Raw genomic sequence first — 25,778 nt, forward strand, 5'->3', positions numbered from 1 at the left:
GGCACGCTGGAAATAGCAGCAGACTTCCAGCAACTGTGCGGTACTGTCCGCAGTCGGAGCGAAAGACCGTATCCAATTGCGCTCCGGCTCATTCCGCCGCTCTCGACTTCGGGAGGGACAGTGCCAGCCCAGTCTCCGGATGTCCGCGTCGCCGTGCCGTTCGAATTGTCCCGCGCCCAAATGGAATTGTGGCTCGCGGACGATATCGGAGCCGGGGACCGCACCGCTCCGCGCGCCCTTCCCGGCCAGGCGCACTACCTGGAATTGCGGGGTGAACTCGACGCCGAACGCTTCGACGCGGCCTCGCGCCGCGCCTTCGAGGAGTTCGGCGTCGGCCGGCTGCGCATCGGCCGTGCCGACGGACAGCCGTATCAGTGGCTGGCCGCCGATATCGGCGGCGGCCTCGAACGCGTCGACCTCACCCGCGAGGCCGAACCGTATCGGGCGGCGCTGGATTGGATGAACCGGCGGCATCGCGAACCCATCGAACTCATCGACGCGCCGCTGTGGGCCGCGGCGCTGCTGCGGGTCGAACCGGAGCTGCACATCTGGTACGCGCAGATGCATCACGTCGCCATCGACGGCTACGGCGGATTGAGCCTGATCGCGCGCATCGGGCAGTGGTACGACGCACTGCTGCGCGGGACCGAGCCGGTGCCGTTCGGCGGTCTCGCGCCGGACCTGATCCAGGCTGCGGACGCCGAATACCGGGCGTCGGCGCGGTTCACCGCGGACCGCGACTATTGGCGGGAACGCTTCTCGGACTGGACCGTTGCGCCGCCGGCCGGGGTGGCGACCCGGGTGCGCGCTGCCGGTCCCGCACCCGTCGCGTTGCGCTCGGCGGGTGCGCTGTCACCGTTCGAATGGGTGGCGCTGGAACAGCTGGCCGCCGACTGCGCGGTGAGCCCCGCGCAGGTGCTGGTGGCCGCGGTGTGCGCGTTCCGGGCGGGCACCACCGGCGGGACCGAGCCGATGGTGCAATTGGCGGCGTCGGCCCGAACCACCGCCGCGCTGAAGCGATCCAGCGGCATGCTGGCCAATGTGCTGCCGATCCGGCTGCGCTGCGCGGGCGCGATCACCGCGCGCGAGCTGATCGCGGCGGCGGCGCGGGAGATCACCGGCGGGCTCCGGCATCAGCGCTACCGCTTCGAGGAGCTGCGCCGCGATCTCGGCGTCACCCCCGATCAACTGCTCGGCCCGACCGTGAACCTGATGTTCTTCGACCGCACCAGCCGATTCGGCCGCGCCACCGGTGAATACCGCATCCTTTCCTCGGGATCGGTGGCCGATCTGCACTTCAACCTGTACCGCGCCGGAGCCGAACAGGGTCTATCGGTCGACCTGCTCGCCAACCCGGATCGCTATGACCAGACCGAGCTGAACGACCTCCTGAACCGCTTCCTGCTATTCCTTGGCAACCTTCTGGCCGCCGACCCGGATCAGCCCGTCGGCACCATCGGACTGCTGACCGATACCGAGCGCGACCGAATCCTGCACGCCCCCAACCGGATAGACGAGCCCGACCCCCGCCTGCTGCCCGACCTGCTGGCGGCCGGAGTCCGCCGCGGCGGCGACGGCACCGCGGTGGTCGACGGCGCGACCTCCCTCGCTTACAGCCAACTGGAAGACCTATCGAATCGACTGGCGCACAGCCTGATTCGCCGCGGCATCGGCCCGGAGGACATAGTCGCCGTCCCCGCCCGCCGCAGCGCGGCCTGGGTGGTGGCCATCTGGGCGCTGGCCAAAGCCGGAGCCGCCTACCTGCCGGTCGATCCGGCCCACCCCGTCGACCGAATCGCCGCGATACTCCGCGAAGCCGGAGTCCGCCTCCTGATCGACACTCCCGCAACGCCATTCCCGGACCGGGTGCGCCACGGCCGCGAATCACTCACCGTCCCGGCACCATCGGACTCGCACGACAGCAGCGCTCCCAACATGACCGCCGCCGATCGGGTGCGCGCGCTGCGCCCGGGACATCCGGCGTATGTCATCTACACCTCGGGCTCGACCGGTGCGCCCAAGGGTGTGGTCGTGACCCACGCCGGTCTGACGGGATTGCTTGCGGCACAGGCCGATCACCTTCCGGCCGCCCCCGGTGATCGCGTGCTGTGCGCGACCATCCCGACCTTCGACGCCTCGCTGTGGGAGGTGCTGCTCGCCGCGACGACCGGGGCGACCCTGGTGATCGCCGACGGCGACTCCTACGCGGGTCCGCGCCTGGCGGATCTCATCCGCCGGGAACGGGTGACCCATGCCTTCCTCACGCCCGCCGTGCTCGCGGCCACCGATCCCACCGGACTGCCCAGCCTGCACTATCTTTCGACGGGCGGCGAGGACTGCCCACCGGCCGTGGTCGCCGCGTGGTCTCCCGGCCGCACCCTGGTCAACGTCTACGGCCCCACCGAGGCCAGCATCGTCACCAACCTCGCCGCGCTGACCCCGGACCGCCCGGTGACCCTCGGTACCCCGGTTCCCGGTATGCGCTGCTATGTCCTGGACCCGTGGCTCCGCCCCGTCCCGCCCGGTGTGGTCGGCGAGCTCTACCTCGGCGGCCCGGGCCTGGCGCGGGGCTTCCTCACCCGCCGGGCCGGGACCGCCGCCGCCTTCCTGGCCGATCCCTTCGGCGCGCCGGGGGAACGCCTGTACCGCACCGGCGATCTCGCCACCCGGACCGACTCCGGTGACCTCGAATTCCACGGCCGCCTGGATTCCCAGATCAAGATCCGCGGTCTCCGGATAGAGCTCGGCGAGATCGAAGCCGCCGTGGCAGCCTGTCCCGGCGTCGCTCAGGCCGTGGTCATGGTGCACGGTGGTCGCGACGCCGCCCAGCGGATCGTGGCCTACGCGGTGCCGGAGCCGGGGGTGCTGCTCACCACCCGGGAGCTGGAAGTGTCTGTGGCGCAGCGGTTGCCGAGCTATATGGTGCCGGTGATCGTGCTGCTGGATCGGCTGCCGGTCACCGCGAACGGGAAGGTCGATCGGGCCGCCCTGCCCGCACCCGCCCCGGTGGCCGGCCGGTATCGCGCGCCAGTCACCGAGGCGGAAAAGGTGGTGGCGGAGGCGTTCGCGCAGGTGCTCGGCGGGCGGCGCATCGGGCTGGACGATGACTTCTTCACGCTGGGCGGCGATTCGCTCGGAGCGGCATTGGTCGCGGGGCGGGTCGGGGCGGCGCTGGGCGTGGCGGCCGGGGTGCGGGATCTGTTCGAGGCCGGAACGGTGGCGGGATTCGCGGCGCGGGTGGGCGCGCGGGATCTGCTGGTGGAGCGGGAGCGACCGGGGGTCCGGGAGCGGGGTGGGCCGGTGCCCATGTCGTATGCGCAGCAGCGGCTTTGGCTGGCGCAGCGGATGGATCCGGAGTCGGCGGCGTACAACATGCTGCTGGGGTTGCGGTTGAGCGGTGAGCTGGATGTCAGCGCGCTGACCGCCGCGCTCACCGATGTGGTGGAGCGGCACGAGGCGTTGCGCACCTCATTTCCCGAGGTCGACGGGGTGGTGCGGCAGCGGATCGCGCCGGTCGACACGGTGGTTTCGGGCCTGGTGGCGGAAACCGTTGCGGCCCAGGATGTCGAGGACACCCTGGCCGAGTTCGGGCGCGCCAGTTTCGATCTCGCGGCCGCCCCGCCGATTCTGCTGCGGCTGCTGCGGATTCATGACCCGAAGGGCGTGGCGGAGCAGCATATTCTCGCCGTTCTGGTGCATCATGTGATCGCCGACGGACTTTCGCTCGCTCCATTCGCGAGGGATCTGGCGGCCGCGTATCCGGCCCGGGCACGCAGTGCGGCTCCGCAGTGGACCGCACTACCGGTGCAGTACGCGGATTACACCCTCTGGCAGCGCGAGGTGCTCGGCGCCGCGAACGATCCGGAGTCCGAACTGTCCAGGCAGCTCGGCTACTGGTCGCGCGCGCTGGCCGGGCTGCCGGTGGAATCCGGTCTGCCACCGCATCGGCCGCGCCCCGCGCGTGGCTCGCGGCGGGCGGAGCGGGTGCGTGTGGAGGTTCCCGGTAGCACCGTCCGGGGATTGCGCGAGGTGGCTCGCCGGCACGGCGCGACCATGTTCATGGTTGTGCACGCCGGCCTGTCGGCGGTGCTGGCCGCGGTATCGGGTGGAAGCGATATCGCGGTCGGCACCCCGGTGGCCGGGCGCGGTGACGCCCGCCTCGACGATCTGATCGGCATGTTCGTCAATACGCTCGTACTGCGGGTGCCGGTGGATCCGGCCGAATCGTGTGACGGCCTGCTGTCCCGGGTCCGCGATATCGATCTGAGCGCGTTCGCGCATGATGAAGCGCCGTTCGAGCACGTGGTCGACGCCCTCGGCCTGCCCCGTTCCGGAGCGCGGCATCCGCTGTTCCAGGTGATGCTGTCCTTCCGCCCGCGCGCGCACGCCGAATTCGAGCTGCCGGGTCTGCGGGTGGAGTCCGTCGAAATCCCGTTGCCACTGGTCAAATTCGATCTGGAATTCACCGTCGCGGAGTCCCCGGACGAATTGGCGGTGAGCCTGTGCTACGCGGCCGACCTCTTCGACGAGCCCGCCATGACCGCGCTCACGCAGCGACTGTGCCGGATGCTGGAACACATCGCCCTCGATTCCACGGCCCCGGTCGGCGCGGTCGATCTGTGCTCCGCCGATGAGCATCGCCTGCTGCGCGAATGGAACGAGACCAGTCAGGCGGTCGCGATCACGCTGCCGCAGTTGCTGACCCGCGCGGCCGCCTATGATCCGGACGCGTGCGCGCTGCGCTGTGAAAGCGGTGCGTTGAGCTACCGCGAGCTCGGTGAGCGCGCGAATCAGCTGGCGCGCACACTGATCGCGCTCGGCATCGGCCCGGAGGACATCGTCGCGGTGGCGCTGCCGCGCTCCCCGGAATGGGTGATCGCGGTCTGCGCGGTCGCGCACAGCGGCGCGGCCTATCTGCCCGTGGACCCCAACGCGCCCGCCGAACGCATCGAGCATATGCTCGCGGATTCCGGTGCGGCCCTGGGCATCACCACCGATCGCCGCCGCGCGGACCTGCCCGCGCCGGCCGGTGGCGGCTGGTTGCTCATCGACCCGGACGAGCCCGCCGACGAGTTCGCGCCGCCGATCACCGACGCCGACCGGGTGCGCCCGCTGCGCCTGCACCATCCGGCGTACGTCATGTACACCTCGGGATCAACCGGAATCCCCAAGGCCGCCACCATCACTCACGGCGGCCTGGCGAATGTCCTGGTCACCCAGGCGCAGCGCTGCGACGCCGATCCGGACGCCCGGGTGCTGGCGGTGGCCTCGCCCAGTTTCGACGCCTCCATGTGGGAGTTGCTGCTGGCCTTGGGATCCGGTGCGACCCTGGTGCTGGCTCCGCCCTGGGCGTACGCGGGTGACGCCCTGCTCGAACTGCTGGAGCGGGAGCGCATTACGCACGCCATGCTCACCCCGCGCGTACTGGCGACGCTCACCGATCCGGGGCGGCTCCCGCAATTGCGGCTGCTCGCCACCGCCGGTGAGACCTGCCCGCCGGAACTGGCCGCTCGTTGGTCCGCCGGACGGTGTTTCGTCAATGTCTACGGCCCGACCGAGACCACCATCTGGTCGAGCGTCAGCCGTCCGCTGCGCGCCGACGCCACCGTATCCATCGGCGGTCCGGTGATCGGTGCGCGCTGCCATGTCCTGGACGGCCGCCTGCGCCCGGTGCCGCCGGGCGTGATCGGCGAAATCTATATCGCCGGGCCGGGTTTGGCGCGCGGTTACCATCGCCGCCCCGGATTCACCGCGACCCGTTTCGTATCCAGTCCGTTCGCGAGCACCGGCGAACGCCTGTACCGCACCGGTGATCTCGGGTGCTGGCGCGGTGACGGTGAACTGGATTACCACGGCCGCAATGACTTCCAGATAAAGATTCGCGGTGTCCGTGTCGAACTCGGTGAGATCGAGGCCGCGCTGTCGGCCGCCCCCGGGGTCGCGGATGCCGTGGTCGTCCTGCACGCCGATGCGTCATCCGGGCCGGGGGAACCCGAGATCGTCGCGTACGTGGTCCCCGATGCGGGACACCGGATCGATCCGGCCGCACTGCGCACCGAACTGGCGCGGGTGCTGCCGGAGCATTATCTGCCGACGGTGGCGATCGTGGAACGCCTTCCACTGACCATCACCGGGAAGGTGGATCGAGCCGCCCTGCCCGCCCCCGTGCGCGCTCGGGAGCGGTATCTCGCACCGGAGACCCCGCTCGAGGAGACGGTCGCGCGCGCGTTCGCGGCGGTGCTCGGCGTGGATCGCGTCGGCGCGGATGGTGACTTCTTCTCCCTCGGCGGCAATTCATTGAGCGCCACCCGTGCGGTGGCGGTATTGCGCGGTGCCGGTATCGAGTTGGATCTGCGGGCGTTGTTCGAGGAGCCGACCGTGACCGGGCTGGCCGGGGCGCTGGCGGCGCGCGGGGTGTGCGCGCCGTTCGATCCGGTCGGCGAGGACACGCGCCCCCGGCCGGATCTGGTGCCGCTGTCCTTCGCGCAGCAGGGTATTTGGCTGCTGGACCGGCTCGGGGCGGGCGCGGCCTACCATATTCCACTGGCTGTGCGGCTGAGTGGAGCCCTCGACGTGACCGCACTGACCGCGGCGGTGGCGGATGTGGTGCGGCGGCACGAGGCGCTGCGCACCTGGTTTCCCGAACGGGACGGGATGCCGTATCAGGCCGTGGCACAGGACGATATCGGCGCGCTCGACATCCGCCGGGTGTCGCGGCAGCGCCTGGACCGCGCCCTGCGCGAATTCGAATGCGAGCCTTTCGATCTCGCCGCGGAGCCGCCGATTCGGGCACGGCTCTACGGCATCGACGAGGCGGGCCGCCCCGCCTCCTGGGTGCTGATCCTGGTCGTGCACCACGTGAATGCCGACGGATTCTCACTCGGTCCGCTCGCCCGCGATCTCGCCACCGCCTATACCGCCCGCGCGCTCGGCGCCGAACCGAAATGGCCCGCGCTGCCGATGCAGTACTCGGACTACGCGATTCGGCAGCACGCCGCGCTGGGTGCCGCCGATGATCCGGGCTCGGAACTGAATCGGCAACTGAAGCAGTGGATTTCGGTACTGGACGGCGCACCGCTGGAATTGCCGCTGCCCTTCGATCGCCCGCGCCCCAGGCAGTCCGAGCATGCCGGTGGCAGCGTCGAATCGACCGTGCCGCCGGAGATCACGATCGGCCTGCGGGAACTCGGCCGCCGCCATCGCGCCTCGCTGTTCATGGTGGTGCATGCGGCGCTGGCCGTACTGCTGGCGAAGCTTTCCGGCACAACGGATATCGTCATCGGCACTCCGACCGCCGGGCGGGATCGGCCGGGTCTGGACGATCTGGTGGGCATGTTCGTCAATCCCGTCGCGCTGCGCGTCCCCGTCGACGGCCGGGAATCCTTCGGCGGGCTGCTGCATCGGGTCCGCGATATCGATGTCGAGGCGCTCGATAACGCGCACACTCCCTTCGAGCGGATAGTCGAAGCGCTCGATCTGCCGCGTTCCACCGCCCGGCATCCGCTGTTCCAGGTCGTGCTGTCCTATCAGAGCTTCGGCTCGACCGAACTGGCCCTGCCCGGCGTTCGCGTCGAAGCCCTGCCGCCGTACACCGGCGCGGTCCGATTCGATCTGGAATTCGAAGTGGCGGAGCGGAATTCCACCCTCGGCCTCACCCTGCGCTATGACACCGCTCTGTTCGACCCGGGCACCGCCGAGAGTGTGCTGCACCGTTTCGGCCGCCTCCTCGCCCAGGCCGCCGTCACCCCGGATCGCCCGGTGCGGGCCATGGACGTGCTCACCCCTGAGGAACGCCACGACATTCTGTACAGCTGGAACCGCACCGGCGGTGCCACCTGCATCAACCTGCCCGGCCTGATGTGCCGCGCGGTCGCCCTGGCTCCCGATGCCACCGCCGTCGTGTACGGCGACCGCACCCTCACCTACCGCGAACTCAACGAACGGTCGAACCGGCTGACCCGGGCCCTCATTCGCCGCGGCATAGGTACCGGCGATGTGGTGGCGGTGGCCATCCGCCGCTCACTGGATTGGGTGATCGCGCTGTGGGCGGTGGCCAAATCCGGCGCGACCTACCTTCCGATAGATCCCCGCCACCCTTCCGGCCGCATCGATCAGCTGCTCACGGATTCCCGTGCGGCACTGGGTATCACGACCGCGGACGTGGGTGCCTGGCTGACCGGCCCGCGCGAGGTCGCCGCGGATGCCGATGAACGCCCGGCTACCGGGGGCGTGTCCCGCCGGGGCGTCGCACCTCGTGCCGCACAGCCCATTTGGCTGGTACTGGATGCGCCGGAGGTCTCGGCGGAGCTGGCCGCCACTTCGGCAGCCGTCGTCACCGGCAATGAGCGTCTCCGCAATGTGCGACTCCACGATGCGGCCTACCTCATCTTCACCTCCGGCTCGACCGGCGCACCCAAGGGCGTGGTCATCACGCACGCCGGTCTCGCCAATACGGTGGCGGCACAGGCCGAACACTGTGCGCCCCAGCGTGATTCGCGCATCCTCGCGGCGGCGTCCCAGAGCTTCGACGCCTCGATCTGGGAGCTGCTGCTCGCCCTCGGCGCGGCCGCCACCCTGGTCATCGCCGACCCGGATCTCTACGGCGGCCCCGAACTCACCAATCTCATCCGCCGAGAACGAATCACCCACGCCTTCCTCACCCCTGCGGTCCTCGCGGAACTGGATCCGGCGGAATTGCGAACGGTCGCAACGGATTCATGCGAGGTCGCGAGCGACGAGACCGAGTCGGAGCTGCGGGTGCTGGTGACCGGTGGGGAGGCGGTGCCGCCCGCGCTGGCGGCCCGGTGGTCCGCCGATCGCCGCCTGCTGATCGCGTACGGTCCCAGCGAGGTCACCGTCATCTCCAATTACAGTGCGCCGTATGAGCGGGGGCAGCCGGTCACGCTGGGCGGACCGGCGACCGGGATGCGCTGCTATGTCCTCGACGCCTGTCTGCACCCGGTGCCCGACGGCGTGACGGGGGAGATGTACATCGCCGGGCCGGGTGTCGCGCGCGGCTATCACGGCCGGAAGGGGCTGACCGCGCTCCGCTTCCTGCCCGATCCGTTCGCGCCGGGCCGGATGTATCGCACCGGGGACGCGGTGCGCCGCCGGGCCGACGGCTCGCTGGAGTTCCTGGGCCGCACCGATTCCCAGCTCAAGGTGCGCGGTATGCGCGTCGAACCCGGCGAGATCGAGGCCGCGCTCACCGACCTGCCGGGCGTCGGCCAGGCCGTTGTCGTCCTGTACACGGAGACGCCCGGCGATCCCCGCATCGTCGCCTACATCACCGCCGACGCGCCGGATCTGGAGGTCACCGGCGTGCGCGCGGCGCTGACGGCCACCCTGCCCGGGCACCTGGTCCCCTCCGCCATCGTGCTGTGCGAACGACTGCCGCTCACCGTGAACGGCAAACTCGACCGCGCCGCCCTGCCCGCCCCGGCACCCGAAACCGCCGAGTTCCGCGCCCCGGCCACCACCGCCGAGCGCGCGGTGGCACGCGTATTCGCCGAGGTCCTGCACCTCGACCGGGTCGGCCTGGACGACGACTTCTTCCGCCTCGGCGGCAATTCCCTCAACGCCACCAGGGTGGCCGCGCGCCTGGGCACGGCACTGGGCGTGCGAGTACCGGTGCGCTCGATCTTCGACGCCCCCACGGTGGCAACCCTGGCCGACCACCTGGCCACCGCCCCGCGCACCACCCGTACCCCGCTCACCCCACAACCCCGCCCGGACCGCATTCCGCTCTCCTATGCGCAGCAACGTCTTTGGCTGCTGCACCGCCTCGACCCGCGATCCGACGCCTATCACATACCGCTGATCCTGCGCCTGCGTGGCCGCTTGAACGCGCCCGCCATGGCGGCGGCGGTACGCGAGGTCATCGCCCGCCACGAAACCCTGCGTACCTACTTCCCCGACACCGACGGCCAAGGCTCCCAGCGGATCTTGACCACCGGATCCGGTGATGCGCTCGGCTCCCCGGAAGATCGGACCGTTGCGCCGAGCGGCTTGCCAGCGCCGGAAACGCGTGTGGTGGACGGGTCGGTCGTACGGGAGGCTTTACAGGAATTCTGTTCGCGGCCTTTCGATCTGACGGCGGAGGTGCCGGTGCGCAGCGCGCTGTTCGCGCTCGGTGAGTCGCCGGACACCGCGCGCGAGTGGGTGCTGGCGTTCGTGATTCATCACGCCAATGCTGACGGCTATTCGCTCGCGCCGTTGGCCCGGGATCTGGCGGCGGCCTATGCGGCCGCGTGCGAAGGCATTCGCCCGCGGTGGGCCGAACTTCCCGTGCAGTACGCGGATTACACGCTGTGGCAGCGTGCGGCCCTGGGCTCGGTGGAGGAATGCGGGTCCGAGATGACGCGCCAGATCGATTACTGGATGGGCACGCTCGCGGCATTGCCCGCGGAGATCGGCCTGCCGTTCGATCGACCACGCCCGGTGGTCGCCTCCTTCGCGGGCGCGGCCGTAGCGTGTGAGATTCCCGAGCAGACGATGCGGCGGTTGCGGACGGTGGCGGCCGAGCATGACGCCTCGCCGTTCATGGTGTTGCACGCGGGCCTGGCGATACTGCTCGCGGCGTGGTCGGACGGCGATGACATCGCCATCGGCACCCCGGTGGCCGGGCGCGGGGCGGCGGAGCTGGACGATCTGGTCGGCATGTTCGTCAATACCCTGGTGCTGCGCACGGAAGTCACCGCCGCGCAATCATTCTCCGAATTCCTGGAGCGGGTGCGCAGTATCGATCTGGCTGCCTTCGCACATGCCGAGGCGCCGTTCGAACAGGTGGTGGAGGCGCTCGAGCCGCCGCGTTCGCGGTCTCGGCATCCGCTGTTCCAGGTGCTGCTCACACTTCGGAACCTGGAACCCGTGCGCCTGGAACTGCCCGGGCTCACCGCCGAAGTCGTCGAACCCGACTCGCGGGCCGCTCGCTTCGATCTGGAATTCACCATCGCGCCTTCGGATTCCGGGCTGACGATGCATATCCGGTATGCCACGGACCTTTTCGACCACGACACCATCGCGGCCCTGGCCCAGCGCTACCTGCTGCTGCTCGACAGCGTGACCGCCGAACCGCTGACGGCCATTGCCCGACTGCCGATCCTCGGCCCGTCGGAGTATCGCCGAATCATCCAGGACTGGAACAGGACCGGAGCGGCGGAGAGCGATCTGCTGCTGCCCGACATCCTGGCCGCCGCCGTACGTCGTGCCCCCGACGCCGAGGCCGTTCGCCATGGCGATCTGGCTCTCACCTACCGCGAACTCGATGACCGCGCGGCCCGGCTCGCCACCCTGCTCACGGCCCGGGGCATCGGCCCAGAGGACGTGGTGGCCCTCGGGATGTCCCGCTCCCTGGCCTGGGTGGTGTCCTGCTGGGCGGTGGCGAAATCCGGCGCGGCATTCCTGCCCGTGGACCCGGCCTTTCCCGCCGCGCGCATCACCGACCTGCTGCACCCGATCCGGCCCCGCGCGATTCTCACCGCCGCGGCCGAATCCGCCGCGTTCGCGCACACGGGGATGCCGCTGATTTCACTGGCCGCCGACGGAACCGTCGTCACCGCCGAATCGCGGACCGAGATCGATGAGGCTTCGAACGACGAGACACGGTCGCACGCCGATCGGGCGCACATCGACAACGCGGCCTACATCATTCACACCTCGGGCTCCACGGGTGCGCCGAAGGGTGTCGTGATCAGTCACGCGGGCCTGGCGAATCTGGCTGCTACACAGGCGAAGTACATCGGGGCCGAGTCCGGCAGCCGCGTATTGTGCGTCGCCGCACCGAGCTTCGACGCCTCGGTGTGGGAGCTGGTGCTCGCGGCGGGGGCGGCGGCCGCGCTGGTCGTCGCGCCGCCCGAGGCGTACGCGGGTGCCGCGCTCACCGAATTCATGCGATGCGAACGCGTGACCCATGCCTTCATCACCCCCGCGGTGCTGGCCTGCACCGATTCGACCGGACTGCCGGATCTGCGCGTGGTGGTCACCGGCGGCGAAGCCTGCCCGCCCGCGGTCGCGGCTACCTGGGGCAAGGCCCACCGCCTGGTGAACGTCTACGGCCCCACCGAGGGCACGGTGATCGCCACCCTCGAGGACGCTCTCGACGGTGCGCGACCGGTGACGATCGGCGGGCCGGTCATCGGTGCCCGCTGCTACATCCTGGACCGCTGCCTGCGCCCGGTTCCGGTGGGCGCGACCGGTGAGCTGTATCTCGGCGGCTCGGGAGTGGCCCGAGGTTATCTGCACCGAACCGCCGCCACCGCCGCCTCTTTCGTCGCCGATCCCTTCAGCCCCGCCGGTGAACGCCTGTACCGCACCGGAGATCTCGCCGCCTGGTCGCCGGATGGACGACTGATCTTCAAGGGCCGCAATGATTTCCAGGTCAAACTGCGCGGAATGCGGATCGAACTCGGCGAGATCGAGGCAGCCGTGTCCGCCGCACCCGGAGTGGCTCAGGTGATCGCGGTCGCCGCCCCGGCGAATACCTCGGCGGGTGCGCGGCTCGTGGCCTACGTCATTCCGGACCCGGGCCGGACGATCGACGGCACCGCCGTCGCAGCGGTTGCCGCACAACGACTTCCGGCACAGCTGGTGCCGGTCGTGATGCCGCTCGAGCGCATGCCCCTGCTGTCGAACGGGAAGATCGACCGGGCCATGCTGCCCGCACCCGCGTTGCCCGCCAGCACTTTCCGGTCCCCGGTCACGCCCGCGGAGCAGCGGATTGCCACCGCATTCGCCGAAGTCCTCGGCGTGGCGGAGGCCGGTCGGGACGACGATTTCTTCACCCTCGGCGGCAATTCCCTCACCGCGGCCCAGGTCATCTCGCGCCTGGACGGGATCATCAGCCTGCGCGATCTGTTCGAGGCCCCGCAGGTCGCCGCGCTGGCCCGCCGACTGGAGGCCGAGAGCACCTCGGCAGTGCCGGATGAGGACGAAAAAGCAAGCGACACAGCGGAGAACGAGTCGTACGCGGTGGTTCTGCCGCTGCGCCGCTCCGGTCCGGACACGCTCTTCTGCATTCATCCCGGCGGCGGTATGGCGTGGCCGTACGCGGGCCTGCTCACCCATCTCGATCCGGCCGTCTCGCTGTACGGCCTGCAGGATCCCTGGGTGGTCCGCGACGAACACCCTTTCACCACCCTCGCCGACTACGCCGACCGCTATGTCACCGAGATTCGCCGGGCCCAGCCGCGCGGCCCCTACCGCCTGCTGGGCTGGTCGCTCGGCGGCCGCATCGCCCACGAGGTCGCCGTGCGGTTGCAACTGCTGGGCGCGGAGGTGCGCACGCTCGCCCTGATGGACACCGCCGCGTACGACGGCACCGAACAGGCTTCGGGTGAGACCGAATCCGCATGGGCGGAGTTGCGCGCCAACGGCGATATCGCCCGCGCGGCCGCGGTGTTCCCGCCCGATCTGGTCGAGCGCGCCACCGTCGCGCTCACCCGTGCGGTCCCGGGTGGCCCGTCCGGGCGCTATCGCGGGGATCTGCTGCATTTCACCGCCATTCGGGAGACCGATGCGGACCGCCGCCCCGCCGAGACCTGGATGGAGCACATCACCGGGACGGTGACCGATATCGAGGTGGACGCCACCCATATCGGCATGGCGGCCGCCGCACCGCTCGCGGTGATCGGCCGGGAGCTGGTGCGGCGCTGGGATCGCGGGTGAGCCTCGACGATTTGCCCAGGGCCATCAAGGTTTTCGGCGCGCGCGTGCACAATCTGAAGGACATCGACGTCGAGATCCCGCTGTGGTCCTGGGTTGCGATCACCGGTCTGTCCGGTTCCGGGAAGTCCTCGCTCGCCATGAATGTGCTCTACGGCGAGGGCTATCAGCGTCTGCTGGACGGCCTGTCCACCTACACCCGGCGGCGCATCAGCCAGACCGAGCGCCCGGATGTGGATCGCATCGATTTCCTGCCCGCGACCCTGGCGCTGCGCCAGCGCCCGCCGATTCCGGGGCGGCGCAGCACGGTCGGCACCATGACCGAGGTGTACAACGTGCTGCGGCTGATGTACTCGCGGCTCGGATCGCACCTGTGCCCCACCGGATTCCGGCTGCCGCCGACCCTGGACGTGGCGATGCGCGGCTATGTCGACCTGCCCGAATGCGGTGGCAGGGTGGAATTGCCCGGCGCGGAATCCTTCTCGTTCGACAGTTTCGGGGCCTGCCCGCGCTGCGGCGGCCTCGGCACGGTCGAGGAGATCGACGACGACGCGCTGATCCCGAATCCGGACCTGACCATTGAAGAGGGCGCGGTCGCACCCTGGAAACTGCCGCTGCGCGATTTCCAGCCGCAGATCGCCGCGCAATTGGGTGTGCGCATCGATGTGCCCTATCGCGACCTCACCGCGCGCGAACGCGATATCGTGCTGGACGGCCCCGCCGAGAAACGGCACGTGGTGGTCACCACCAAATCCGGCCGGGCCGCCGAACTCAACGGCACCTACGAGAATGCCCGTGCGGCCGTGCGGCATTCGCTCGCCAATGCCAATAGCCAGACCACCCGCGAACGGCTCGGCAAATTCTTCACCCTGCACACCTGCCCGGCCTGTCACGGCACCCGGCTGCGCCCCGAAGCGCTCGGCACGCTGCTCGAGGATCGCACCATCGCCGAGACCAGCGCGCTCACCCTCGCCGAATTGTCCACGTGGGCACCGGGAGTGCCGGAGCGCCTGCCGGCCGATATGCGCGAAATCGCCACCCGCCTCAGCACCGAATTCGTGCGCGCCATAGCTCCGCTGCTCACCCTCGGACTCGGCTATCTGACCCTGGACCGGGCGGGTGAATCGCTATCGACGGGGGAGCGGCAGCGCATCCAGCTCACCGCGACGCTGCAAACCCGTTCCACCGGAATGCTTTACGTGCTGGACGAACCGTCCATCGGCTTGCACCCGGCGAATATGGACGGCTTGATCGGTGTCATCCGCGCCCTGGTCGACAATGGCAATTCGGTGGTCATGGTGGACCACGAGGTGGAATTGCTGCGCCAGGTGGACCAGCTCCTGGAAATGGGACCGGGCGCGGGTCGCGCGGGCGGTACGGTCATCGCCCGCGGCACCGCCGCACAGCTGTCCGATGACCCGAATTCGATTACCGGGCCGTATCTTTCGGGGCGTGCCGACCCGCATGCCCGCAAGCCGCGCGGGGTGCGCGCCGGGGATGAGCAGCTGGAGATCACCGTCGGCGATTTCTACACCCTGCACGATGTCACCGCCCGCTTTCCGCTGCAGCGGCTGACCCTGGTCACCGGCGTATCCGGTTCCGGCAAAACATCTCTGGTGCTGGACAGCCTGGTCCCGGCGCTCACCCGTCGGCTGGCGGGGGAGCGACTGCCCGCCCATGTCCGGGAACTGAACACCGGCGGCATCACCCGCGTGATCACGGTGGATTCCACGCCGATCGGCAATAACAGCCGTTCCACCCCCGCCACCTACTCCGGAGCCTTCGACGGTATCCGCGCGCTCTTCGCCGCGACCCCGCAGGCTCGCGAAAAGCATTGGGGCGCGGGCAGATTCTCCTACAACGTCAAGGGCGGACAGTGCCCGACCTGCACGGGCCTGGGCGAGGTCTCGCTGGATGTGCAGTACCTGCCGGATATGGTGCTCACCTGCCCGGCATGCAATGGGGCCCGCTACAACCCCGAGACCCTCGAGGTGCGCGTGGACGGCTCGTCCATCGCCGACGTGCTGAATCTGACCGTCGCCGACGCCGCCGACCGTTTCGCGGGCGTACCGCGCATCGGCCCGCCGCTACAGGCGCTGCGCGAGGTCGGTCTGGGCTACCTCAGCCTCGGCGAACCCACGCCCAGCCTGTCCGGCGGCGAGGCCCAGCGCATGCGCCTGGCCAGTGGCCTGCGTACCGGTCAGCGGCATCTGCTCTATGTCTTCGACGAGCCGACCACCGGCCTGCATCCGCAGGATGTGCGCACCCTGGTCGGTGTGCTCGATCGCCTATTGCACGGTGGCGCGACCATTATCGCCATCGATCACGATCTGGATCTGATCGGCGACGCCGATCACGTCATCGATATGGGACCGGGCGGCGGTCCGGAAGGCGGCCGGATCATCGCCACCGGCACGCCCCGGCAATTGACCACTGCTCCGGACAGCCTGACCGGCCGCTATCTACGCCGTCATCAGCGGCACGGCTGACCGGTCACAGTCCCGGCACCCGGGCGAACACCGCCGCCGCACTGTCCTGCCGGAAGAAGGCGTCATCGGGATGGCCGCGACCGGGTCCCTGCGTCAGCTTCGAATCGGGCAGCCAGGTGTAGTCGATGAGCGTGAGGTTCAGCGGCCCGGCCGGTGCCACCAGCCGCACCTCGATACCCTCGGCGGGCGGTGCGACGAAATGAAAACTCTTGTGCGGCACCGGGGTCAACTCCCGCCCCGCGACGGTCAGCGAGCTCGGCGCCTGCTCCCAGCGCAGATCGATGGCCGTGGCCCCGCGCGTGGAACGCACTCGCAATCGCACCGTCCGCTGCCCCGAATCGGTGGTGTCCGAAAGGATTTCGGCGACCGGCGCGCTGAGCGCCTCCGGCACCGCCTTTCCGGCGGCCACTATCCCGGGGAACAGATCCGAGTACGGTGCGCCCGGCGCGCCGTCGTTCACGAACTGCCGCGTCCAATCGTCCGGCGCGAGCACCGACAACCATTGCGCGTCACCGTGATCCGCGTCCAGCGCGTACGACACCTGGGTCACCCGGGGATGGTCCACATCGAAACGATCCACCGCCTGCCCCACCGCGGCCAGCACCACGGTGAGCACCACCGCCAGCGCCGGAACGGTCCAGCCGCGTCGTGCGGGCCAACTGCGGATGAGGGTGAGCAGCAGCAGTCCGCCCAGCACCACGATCAGCGGCACCCCCGTGAACGGCGCGGTCATCAGCCCGGCCTGGATACCGGACCAGGCGCTCCCGCCCAGGAACAGCGCCGCCGGAAGCAGCGACACCGTGAGCGTCAGCAACCGCCAGCGCTCCGGCACCACGAAGGTGAGCACCACCCCGAATGCCGCCGCGCACGCCGGGATCACGATGATCTCCGCCGCCGCGGGGGAGTACACCGTCACCCCGGCCCCGGCCGCCACCACACCGGTGAGCAGTCCGATCGCCGCGCCCGTCGCGCCGAACCAGCGGCGCGCCAGCACATAACCGCCGGTCAGTACGGCCACGGTCAATACCGCCACGGCGGTCTGGAAGAACTCCGGCCGATACGGATCCACCGGCCAAGCCCGGTACTCGGGACGGATGAACTGCACCAGCCACCACAGGCCGTACGTCGCGCCGATGGCCACCGGCAGCGCCGCCAATGTCACAGCGGCAGCGCCGATCACGCCCTTCACGGTGGCCTCGCCATTGCGGCGCACCTGCCGGATCACCCACCCGATCGCCAGCAGCGACAACACCGCGAGCGTGATGATCACCCAGGCCGGCCACACCACCAGCACACCGAAAGGCAGTGGGAAATAAGCCGGATTCGAACGATCGGAGGTGTCGTTCAGATCGCGCGCGCCGAAATCCCTTGCCAGCGCGAGGGTATTCTCGCCCACCTGCTGCACGGTGGCGAGATCGACGTGCTCCGGATCGTCCTCGATGTTGTGGTAGTAGGCGCTGCGCCCGGCATACGCCCAGTCCAGCACCGGGAGTCCGGCCTTGTCGAAGGCCACGAAATCGGTGGTGCTGGAGACCCCCGCACCGGCGAGCGCGGTGGTCATCGAATCGGTATTCGGATACGGCGTTCGCGCGGCGGCATCGATCAGCCCGCCGTCGGGCTGGGTGATCCGCCACAGCAGCACGGGTCCGCCCGCACCGCGAACGTCATTGTTGACCACCACACCGTTGCGGTCGTAATTACCCTCCGCGACAAAGGCTTCCGCACCCAGCAGGCCGGGCTCCTCGCCATCGGTGAGCAGGGCGACCACATTGTTGCGCAGGCCGTTCTCACTGTCCCGCAGCGCGCGCATCGTCTCCACGATGGCCGCGACCCCGACCCCGTCGTCATTCGCGCCCGGTCCGGACTGCACCGAATCGTAGTGCGCCACCAGATAAACGGTGCCCGTGGGATTCGTGCCCTTCAGCGTGCCGACGATATTGTCGACTCGCCCGAGCCCGGTGCGATCGGGTTTGAAATCGCCGGGCCAGCGGCCCACACCCGATCGAATCTCGGTTTCCAGCCCCAGTTTTCGCAGCTCGCCCGCGAGATAGTCACGCACCCGGTCGTGTTCGGGGGTGCCCACCGGATGGGGTTTGCTCGCGATTTCGCGCACGGTGCCGATCGCCCGGCCCGCCGCGAACACCTCGGGCGGGGCGGATGCCTCGCGATATCCGTGCGGTTGTCCCTGCCAGGCGGTGGCCACCACCACCGCCAGCAGTACTGCGAATGCCAGAAATCCGGAAAGCCCTCGTCCCACCCGCATGGGATCGATACTAGGCATGAAATCCGTGCGGGCGGTGCGGCTCACGCCTGCTGGGTCGGCAGCACGATGACCTGACGCAGGTTGACGTGCCGCGCGCGGCTGGTGGTGTACGCGATGAGATCGGCGATATCGTCCGCGCTCAGCGCGTCCAGGTACGCGAACATCCCGTCCAGTCCCGAACTCAGTTCCGCATTGTCGATATGCGAACCGAGTTCGGTCGCGGTGAGCCCCGGCTCGATATTGGTCACGCGCACCCGGCGCGGGCCCAGCTCGGTGCGCAGACTCGCCGACAGCTGCGTGAGCGCGGCCTTGGTCGCCCCGTACACCGCGTAGTTCGGGAAGTTCACGTGCGCGCCGATGGAGGAGATATCCACCAGATCGGCGGTGCGCCCGGCATCGGCGGCGGCCAGCAGATCCGGTACGAAGGCCCGGATGACGCGCAGCGCGCCGGTGATATTGGTGTCGATCATGCGCACCCATTCGTCCTCGCGGCCGTCGGCGATCGGATTGGGCAGCATGACGCCCGCCGCGTTCACCACCAGGTCCACCGGGCCGAAGGTCGTGTGCACCCGCTCGGCCGCCGCGCGCACGCTCGCCGGATCGGTGACGTCGACCGGCACCGCGAGTGCCGTGCCGCCCTCGGCCTCGATCTTGGCGACCAGGGTCTCCAGCCGATCGGCGCGCCGGGCCAGCAGTGCGACCCGCGCGCCATTGCGGGCCAGCAGCAATGCGGTCGCCTCACCCATGCCGCTGGCGGCCCCGGTGATGACGGCGGTGCGGTTGTTCAGGTTCTCGTAGCTCATGAACTCATCCTGAGCTGGTGAAAAGGGGGCAGCGAGGGGTCCGGTTTTCCTGGGTCCGGCAGTACCAGGATGGAACTCCCTAGGGTGGTGTGCATGGACACCGATCTCGGCGAATTTCTGCAATCCCGGCGCGCTCGCATCGCGCCCGCCGACGCCGGGCTGCGCGAGTACGGCCGCCGCCGGGTACCGGGCCTGCGCCGCGAGGAAGTGGCGCAGCTGGCCGGGGTCAGCGTGGACTACTACATCCGGCTGGAACAGGGGCGCGGCCGCAATGCCTCCGATGCGGTGCTGGACGCGGTCGCCCGGGCGCTGCGGCTCACCGATCCCGAGCGCCTGCACCTGTACGCGCTGGCCCGGCCCACCGGCACCCGGCCGGTCGCATCGGGCGGGGTGTACCAGGCCACGGTGCGCGAGGGCACCCGGCTGGTGCTGGACGCACTGACCGCGCCCGCCTTCGTGCTCGGCCGCCGCATGGATGTGATCGCCTGGAATGCCCTGGGCGACAAGGTTTCCGGATTCTCGTCGGTGCCCGCCGAGGAACGCAATCAGGCCAGATACCTGTTCCTGAACCCGGTCGCCCCCGAGTTCTATCCGGACTGGGAGACCGTCGCGGTCGAGACCGCCGCCTTCCTGCGCCGCGATGCCGGTCTGCATCCGGACGATCCGGCCCTGCACGCCCTGGTCGACGAGCTGAGCGAGCGCAGCGCCGACTTCCGCCGCATCTGGGGCGCGCATCCGGTCAAGGAGAAGACGCACGGCGGCAAGCGGATTCGGCACCCCGAGGCCGGACTGCTGGATATGGGCTACGAATCCCTGCTGCTCCCCGGCGATCCCGATCAATTGCTCGTCGTCTACACCGCCGTCCCCGGCTCGGCCACCGCCGCCGCCTTGGACGCACTCTCGGAAAGCGTCACCAACGCACACGTCTGAGGAAAGGAGAGGTCTTGAGCGCCTCCATCGAACACACCCCCGGCCGGGCGGTCTCGCATGAAACCGTCACCGTGGGAATCGGACCCGTGAGCCTCGAGGAGGTGGTGCGGGTCGCCCGGCACGGCGCGCCGGTCGAGCTATCGGCCGAGGCGCTCACGGCGATAGCCGAAAGCCGCACTCGCATACAGGAACTCGCGGATGATCCGAAACCGGTGTACGGCGTCTCCACCGGATTCGGCGCGCTCGCCAGCCGCCATATCCCACAGGAACTGCGAACCCAATTGCAGCGCAGCCTGATCCGATCGCACGCCGCCGGTTCGGGACCGGAGGTCGAGACCGAGGTGGTGCGCGCGCTCATGCTGCTGCGCCTGTCCACCCTGGCCACCGGCCGCACCGGCGTCCGCCCCGAGGTCGCGCGCACCTACGCCGCCATGCTGTCCGCCGGGCTGACCCCGGTCGTGTACGAATACGGCAGCCTCGGCTGTTCCGGTGATCTGGCACCGCTGTCGCACTGCGCGCTGGCCGCCATGGGCGAAGGTCGGGTGCGCACCGCCGACGGCGAACTACTGCCCGCCGCAACGGCTTTGGCGCACGCCGGAATCGAACCGGTGGTGCTCGCCGAAAAGGAGGGCCTGGCACTGATCAACGGCACCGACGGCATGCTCGGCATGCTGGTGCTGGCCCTGGACGATCTGGACGCCCTGCTGCGCCTGGCCGATATCGCCGCCGCCATGAGCGTGGAGGGCCAACTCGGCACCGACCGGGTCTTCGCCGCCGATCTGCAAGCCCTGCGCCCGCATCCGGGTCAGGCCGTGGCCGCCGCGAATATGACCCGGCTGCTGGCCGATTCGGAAATCGTGGCCAGCCATCGCGGCCCGGACTGCGCCCGCGTCCAGGACGCCTATTCGCTGCGCTGCGCACCCCAGGTCGCGGGTGCGGCCCGGGACACCGCCGCGCACGCCCGCACCGTCGCGCTGCGCGAACTCGCCAGTGCCGTGGACAATCCCGTCGTCACCCTGGACGGCCGGGTCGAATCCAATGGCAATTTCCACGGCGCGCCCATCGCCTACGTACTGGATTTCCTGGCCATCGTGGTCGCGGATGTGGCGAGCATCGGCGAGCGCCGCACCGACCGCTTCCTGGATGTGGCCCGCAATCACGGTCTGAACGCCTTCCTCGCCGACGATCCGGGCGTGGACAGCGGGCATATGATCGCCCAATACACCCAGGCCGCAATCGTTTCCGAGCTCAAACGGCTCGCCGCCCCGGCCAGCGTCGACTCCATCCCCTCCTCGGCCATGCAGGAGGATCACGTCTCCATGGGGTGGTCCGCGGCCCGTAAACTGCGCCGCGCCATCGACGGCCTGACCAGGGTGCTGGCCATTGAAATCCTCACCGCCGCACGGGGAATCGATATGCGCGTACCGCTGGCACCCGGCCCGGCCACGGCAGCGGTCATCGCCGCGCTGCGCGCCGAGGTCCCCGGCCCGGGTCCGGATCGCTACCTGGCCCCCGATATCGAATCGGCCGTGCGCCTCGCCGCCACCGGTGTGCTGGTGGCGGCGGCCGAAGGGGTCACCGGGCCGCTGGGCTGAACGATCCGGACCGGATGATTTCCGTCCATCCCGCAATCGGTATCGGCCCAGCACCGGGCCGGTATCGACTGCACAGCTTCCGGTCCGCACACTGTTTCGCGTGGTAGAACCGGGTTTATGACGGAGGCGGTCGGCACCGGGGCCGTGCCCACAGCGGCGGGACGCTCGGCGGAATTCTGGGGTTACCTCATGTGGGGCCTCGCGGGTTTGGCGATCGCCCTGCCCGAATTGGCATCGGTGTTCCGGGTGGCGGGCTGGCCCACCATTTCGGCGACCATCGGACATCTGCAAACCCAGCATTCGGTGGTGCGCGTGGTGGTGGTGTTCGTCATCGTGGTGATCGCGTACTACGCGGTCCCGCAATTGCTGATCAGCCCGAAACCCGTGGCGCGCACCGTGGCCGGGCGGCCAACCACCGCGAACGGACGCGTCACCACCGACACCGGGAATGTGGAACTGCTGGGCGCGGGCTACCTCGTGCTCGCCGCGGTGGCGCTCATCCTCGGCGTCTTGTTCGCCGCCGGTGACCGGAGTATGTCCCCGGACTCGTATCTCGGCGCGTACGTGCTGTACGGCGTCATCGCGCTCGTCTGGGTCGTGATTCCGAGCATCCTGTCGCTGTTCTTCAGCAGGGATGTCCCGTTCCCCACGCTCTTCCGGACCATCGGCTATCTGGAACGGCGCGCGCACCCCGTCGCGGCGGTCCTGCTCGCCCTGCTCGTGGTGTTGCTGCTGCACCTGGCGTTCTATCCGTGGCCGCGCGTGGTGAGCTAGCACCCGCGCACAGCGGGCCCCGCGTCGCTACTATCGCAATCGTGCGAGCGCGAATGGCGGGACCGGGTCTGGCGCTGCTCGCCGCGCTGGTGCTGTCCGCCTGCGGAGCGAGCGACAGCGGCACACCCGCCGCCGCGCCCAGCAGTACGCCGCACGAGATAACGCCCGCGCTCGATGTCGGCCTGTGCGGTTCGGCGGACGCGAACCAGGTCGGTGCGCTGTCCGGATTCGGCGCGGTCACGCTGATCAGCGGTGATCCGCTGCTGTGCCGATGGGAGACGCCGGACGGGTCGAGCGTCGCCTTCCGCTGGTTCCGCAACAGCCCGATCGGCGAATATCGCTCCGAGGCAGGGGCTTCCGCCGGTCGAGCGGGTATCGACATCGTCGGCCGCGCCGGTTTCAGCTGGCAGGCCGCACACGCCTGTGAAGCTGCGGTGCAGACCGGCGATACCGACTTCATTTCCTGGACAGTCGATTCCGTCGCCGTCACCGGAGCGAACGCCTGCGCCGCGGCCGACCGGCTGGCCTCCGCGACCCTGGCGAAACGGTAATCCCATGCGCGGCAATCGAATCGCGATCGCGGCACTGCTCCTGACGGGCGGTGTGCTGACCGGCTGCTCCACGAGCTCACCGCCCGCACCCGTCGCCGCGCCGGTGGAGGACAACACCCTGGCGGGCTGCGGACCGCTGCCCACCGCCACCATCGAGCGCACCGTCGCGGCAACGGGTCTGCGGCAACAGCTTTCACCCACCATCTGCTCGTGGACCGGGGTTTCGGCCACCGGCAACCCGATCGACCTCACCTACGGCTGGCTGAAGAAGAACTCCCTCATGTTCGATCGCCAGACCGCCACCGACCTGGGCTACACCACCGACAATGCCGTGGTGAAGAGCTTCGGCGGCTTCTACTGGCACGACCCCCGCGATCCGGGAGCCTGCGGCCTGTCCGCCGCGGACTCCGGCACCGTCACCTGGTGGGTGCACAATCGCGACCATTCGGCGCAACCCGACCCGTGTGCCGCCGCCCTGCAACTCACGCTGAATACCGTCCAGCTCGACGGTTGAGCGGTCGCCATTAGCGAGACATAAGGTTTTCAAAATCGGCTGCGCACACCATCGATGTCATGAAAGCCACCTACCTTTCGGCGGTCGTCGGTGCCGCCGCCATCGCCGCCGCCACCTTCGGTGTCGACGCCGGAACCGCGAATGCCGCGAGCCTGAGCCAATTCATCGCGCCGTCCGGAAATATCGGCTGTCTCGTCGGACCCGAGGGTGCGGTATGCCAGATCAGGGATCATTCGTACCTGTCACCGCAGCGTCCGGACAACTGCCACGGCGCGTACGGCGATGTGCTCGCCGTACAGAATGAGCGCGCGCGCATCACCTGCCACACCGACGCGCCGATCGATTTCCATTCGCCCATCGTCGATTACGGTCAGCAGGTCCGGCAGGGGAACTTCGTCTGCACCGTGAGCCTGCAAGATGTGCAGTGCGTCAATGCCACCACCGGACACGGTTTCCAGATCGCCCGGGAGTTCTACACCGTGTACTGAACGCGACTACGAGCCGACGACGGGCAGTACCAGCGACTGATCCGGTCCTGCCGCGATCGTGAGGCGATGGACGGCGGAGGGCGCGTCGAACCCTTCCGCGCTACCCGAGAGCTGTAGTCGCAGACTGTGACCCGGAGCTATCCGGTGCACCAGCCCGGACAGGCTGATGGTGATCGGATCCCGCAGGCCGGTGATCCGCGCGGGGGAGATGAGGCCGTCGATCAGGGCCGAACTCCCATCCGCCGCAACGTCATACAGCGATGCGAAGACCACCGCCGCATCCGCCACGCTCCCGTTCAACGGCTGTTCGGCACTCAGCCGGACGGTGAGCTTCGGAATGCCCGCGATATCCAGGGCGGTATCGGCCGGTGCGGTGGTCCAGGACAGTGCGGTGCCGCCCGGACCTGTTGTCAGAGTCTGATCCCCGGGCAGCGCCCCGGCCCGATCACCGATGAGTCGTGAATCGCCGGACAGGTACATGGTGCGCGCGGTGCCCACATCGGCGTTGTCGGCGGTACCGTACGCCGCCGCCGGATCACCGGTGAAGGGAATCCAATTGCGGTAGTACGCGAATCGCGGCCCGGTATCGCCGTCGCCGTCCCGCAGATAGCGCTCGAACCATGCACTCTGGCGGGAATCCCAGTAATTCAACGCCGGATCGACCACGCCCACCTTCGACCCCGGCTCGGGTGTCAGCACCGAATGCCCGGCCGACATCCAGATCATCCTGGTCTCGGTGCCCTGCGCGCGCAGGCCGTCATAGCTGGCGCGTGCCTCGTTGAGGTTGAAGAGCGTGTCCTGTTCACCCTGGATCATCAGCACCGGAATCCGGATTTTGCCCAGATAGCTCGCCGGCGAATCCGCGCGCAGCATATCCACCTGTTCCGGGGTGGGATATCCATTGCCGGACACCACATCCCGCAGCCCGCACAGTTCGGTCATCCCGGCCCGGCAGTTCGCGCCGCCGGAGAGCCGGTTCATCCACTGCGTCTTCGGCGCGCCCGGCACCGCCGTCGACACCCCCGAAGTCTGCCCGGTGCCATTGGGGACCAGCGAGTAGGACAGATCGTTCCAGGTGATCATCGGCGAGATGGTGTCGATGCGCGGATCCCGTGCGGCCGCGGCGAATTGCACCGCGCCACCGTAGGAACCGCCGACCATGCCCACCCTGGGATCGTGCGGGCCGCTGTGCCCGTCGTGATCGGTCCTGTCGTGCACCACGTAATCCGGCGATGTCACCGGCTGGGTGTGCGCGGCATCCCGGAACGCGATGCCGTCCACCCCGCCGAGGAAATCCACCAGTCGGGCGGCGGCCTTCCCGTCGAAGTCGGGGCTGTCCAGATATACCTGACAGCCCGAACCGCCCTGCCCCAGACCGGAATACGCCAGCACCGCGTATCCGTGCGCGGCATAGTAATTGCCGTACATGGCGACCTGTTCTTTGGACCCGCCCAGCCCGTTCGTGCTGAGCAGGGCGGGCACCGGATGCGCCGCGCTCGCATCCACCGGGGTGTAGAGATCGCCGACCACATCGCACGCCGTCTTATCGTCCGGTCCCACCGCGGTCGCGAAATGCAGTGTCTCCTTGCGGAATTCACCGGCGGGAGGTGGCTGCGCAGGCTGCGGCGCGGATGAGCACGCCGTGGCGGCGATCAGCACGGCGGCGGCAACGGCGGGAAAAGCGATCGATCGATTACTCGCCATTGCGA

At 69.3% G+C, this 25,778-nt stretch carries 11 protein-coding genes; 8 read left to right on the forward strand and 3 right to left on the reverse strand.

Annotated features, from left to right (window positions below; all coding sequences use genetic code 11):
- Nucleotides 1-120: 120 nt before the first annotated feature.
- Together ACFC4D_RS06845 and ACFC4D_RS06850 are read left to right on the forward strand one after the other, a co-directional pair.
- Nucleotides 121-13,665, forward strand: coding sequence for an amino acid adenylation domain-containing protein (locus ACFC4D_RS06845; protein WP_376062048.1), 13,545 nt, complete (start codon nucleotides 121-123; stop codon nucleotides 13,663-13,665).
- Complete coding sequence (locus ACFC4D_RS06850) at nucleotides 13,662-16,151, forward strand: excinuclease ABC subunit UvrA (RefSeq protein ID WP_376062049.1); 2,490 nt, start codon at nucleotides 13,662-13,664, stop codon at nucleotides 16,149-16,151. Before ACFC4D_RS06845 ends, ACFC4D_RS06850 begins: the two co-directional genes overlap by 4 nt.
- Before the next feature lie 4 nt (nucleotides 16,152-16,155).
- Here ACFC4D_RS06850 and ACFC4D_RS06855 read toward each other — a convergent pair whose 3' ends face one another.
- On the reverse strand, nucleotides 16,156-18,414 hold the full coding sequence (locus ACFC4D_RS06855) for a M28 family peptidase (RefSeq protein ID WP_376062050.1): 2,259 nt from the start codon (nucleotides 18,412-18,414) through the stop codon (nucleotides 16,156-16,158).
- A 41-nt stretch (nucleotides 18,415-18,455) separates the two neighbouring features.
- The gene (locus tag ACFC4D_RS06860) at nucleotides 18,456-19,217 is read right to left on the reverse strand and encodes an SDR family oxidoreductase (protein WP_376062051.1); all 762 of its coding nucleotides are present in this window, start codon (nucleotides 19,215-19,217) and stop codon (nucleotides 18,456-18,458) included.
- 93 nt (nucleotides 19,218-19,310) lie between these two features.
- Between ACFC4D_RS06860 and ACFC4D_RS06865 the strand changes: the two genes are divergently transcribed.
- The 6 genes from ACFC4D_RS06865 (at nucleotide 19,311) to ACFC4D_RS06890 (ending at nucleotide 24,069) form a co-directional block, all read left to right on the forward strand.
- The gene (locus ACFC4D_RS06865) at nucleotides 19,311-20,147 is read left to right on the forward strand and encodes a helix-turn-helix transcriptional regulator (RefSeq protein WP_376062052.1); all 837 of its coding nucleotides are present in this window, start codon (nucleotides 19,311-19,313) and stop codon (nucleotides 20,145-20,147) included.
- A gap of 14 nt (nucleotides 20,148-20,161) precedes the next feature.
- Nucleotides 20,162-21,742 (forward strand): histidine ammonia-lyase, encoded by a 1,581-nt coding sequence (gene hutH, locus ACFC4D_RS06870; RefSeq protein ID WP_376062053.1) that lies wholly within the window; start codon nucleotides 20,162-20,164, stop codon nucleotides 21,740-21,742.
- Between the two features lie 117 nt (nucleotides 21,743-21,859).
- Nucleotides 21,860-22,516, forward strand: a complete 657-nt coding sequence (locus ACFC4D_RS06875) for a hypothetical protein (protein ID WP_375962865.1) — start codon at nucleotides 21,860-21,862, stop codon at nucleotides 22,514-22,516.
- 41 nt (nucleotides 22,517-22,557) lie between these two features.
- The gene (locus tag ACFC4D_RS06880) at nucleotides 22,558-23,067 is read left to right on the forward strand and encodes a DUF3558 family protein (protein WP_376062054.1); all 510 of its coding nucleotides are present in this window, start codon (nucleotides 22,558-22,560) and stop codon (nucleotides 23,065-23,067) included.
- Nucleotides 23,068-23,071: 4 nt separating this feature from the next.
- Nucleotides 23,072-23,581 carry a DUF3558 family protein gene (locus ACFC4D_RS06885; protein WP_376062055.1) on the forward strand — a complete coding sequence of 170 codons (510 nt, stop codon included), beginning with the start codon at nucleotides 23,072-23,074 and terminating at the stop codon, nucleotides 23,579-23,581.
- A gap of 59 nt (nucleotides 23,582-23,640) precedes the next feature.
- Complete coding sequence (locus ACFC4D_RS06890; RefSeq protein WP_376062056.1) at nucleotides 23,641-24,069, forward strand: DUF6636 domain-containing protein; 429 nt, start codon at nucleotides 23,641-23,643, stop codon at nucleotides 24,067-24,069.
- Between the two features lie 6 nt (nucleotides 24,070-24,075).
- Here the strand turns inward: ACFC4D_RS06890 and ACFC4D_RS06895 are convergent, their stop codons facing one another.
- Entirely contained in the window at nucleotides 24,076-25,773 is a 1,698-nt protein-coding gene (locus tag ACFC4D_RS06895) for a CocE/NonD family hydrolase (protein ID WP_376062057.1), read from the reverse strand.
- Nucleotides 25,774-25,778: the final 5 nt, after the last annotated feature.

This window comes from Nocardia sp. NPDC056000 (assembly GCF_042269265.1).
Taxonomy (GTDB): domain Bacteria; phylum Actinomycetota; class Actinomycetes; order Mycobacteriales; family Mycobacteriaceae; genus Nocardia.

Excerpts from the sequence above, each read along its gene's own strand:
- ACFC4D_RS06855 (WP_376062050.1), bottom strand. The coding sequence starts at position 18,414 with ATGCGGGTGGGACGAGGGCTTTCCGGATTTCTGGCATTCGCAGTACTG.
- ACFC4D_RS06860 (WP_376062051.1), bottom strand. The coding sequence starts at position 19,217 with ATGAGCTACGAGAACCTGAACAACCGCACCGCCGTCATCACCGGGGCC.
- ACFC4D_RS06865 (WP_376062052.1), top strand. The coding sequence starts at position 19,311 with ATGGACACCGATCTCGGCGAATTTCTGCAATCCCGGCGCGCTCGCATC.
- ACFC4D_RS06875 (WP_375962865.1), top strand. The coding sequence starts at position 21,860 with ATGACGGAGGCGGTCGGCACCGGGGCCGTGCCCACAGCGGCGGGACGC.
- ACFC4D_RS06885 (WP_376062055.1), top strand. The coding sequence starts at position 23,072 with ATGCGCGGCAATCGAATCGCGATCGCGGCACTGCTCCTGACGGGCGGT.
- ACFC4D_RS06890 (WP_376062056.1), top strand. The coding sequence starts at position 23,641 with ATGAAAGCCACCTACCTTTCGGCGGTCGTCGGTGCCGCCGCCATCGCC.
- ACFC4D_RS06895 (WP_376062057.1), bottom strand. The coding sequence starts at position 25,773 with ATGGCGAGTAATCGATCGATCGCTTTTCCCGCCGTTGCCGCCGCCGTG.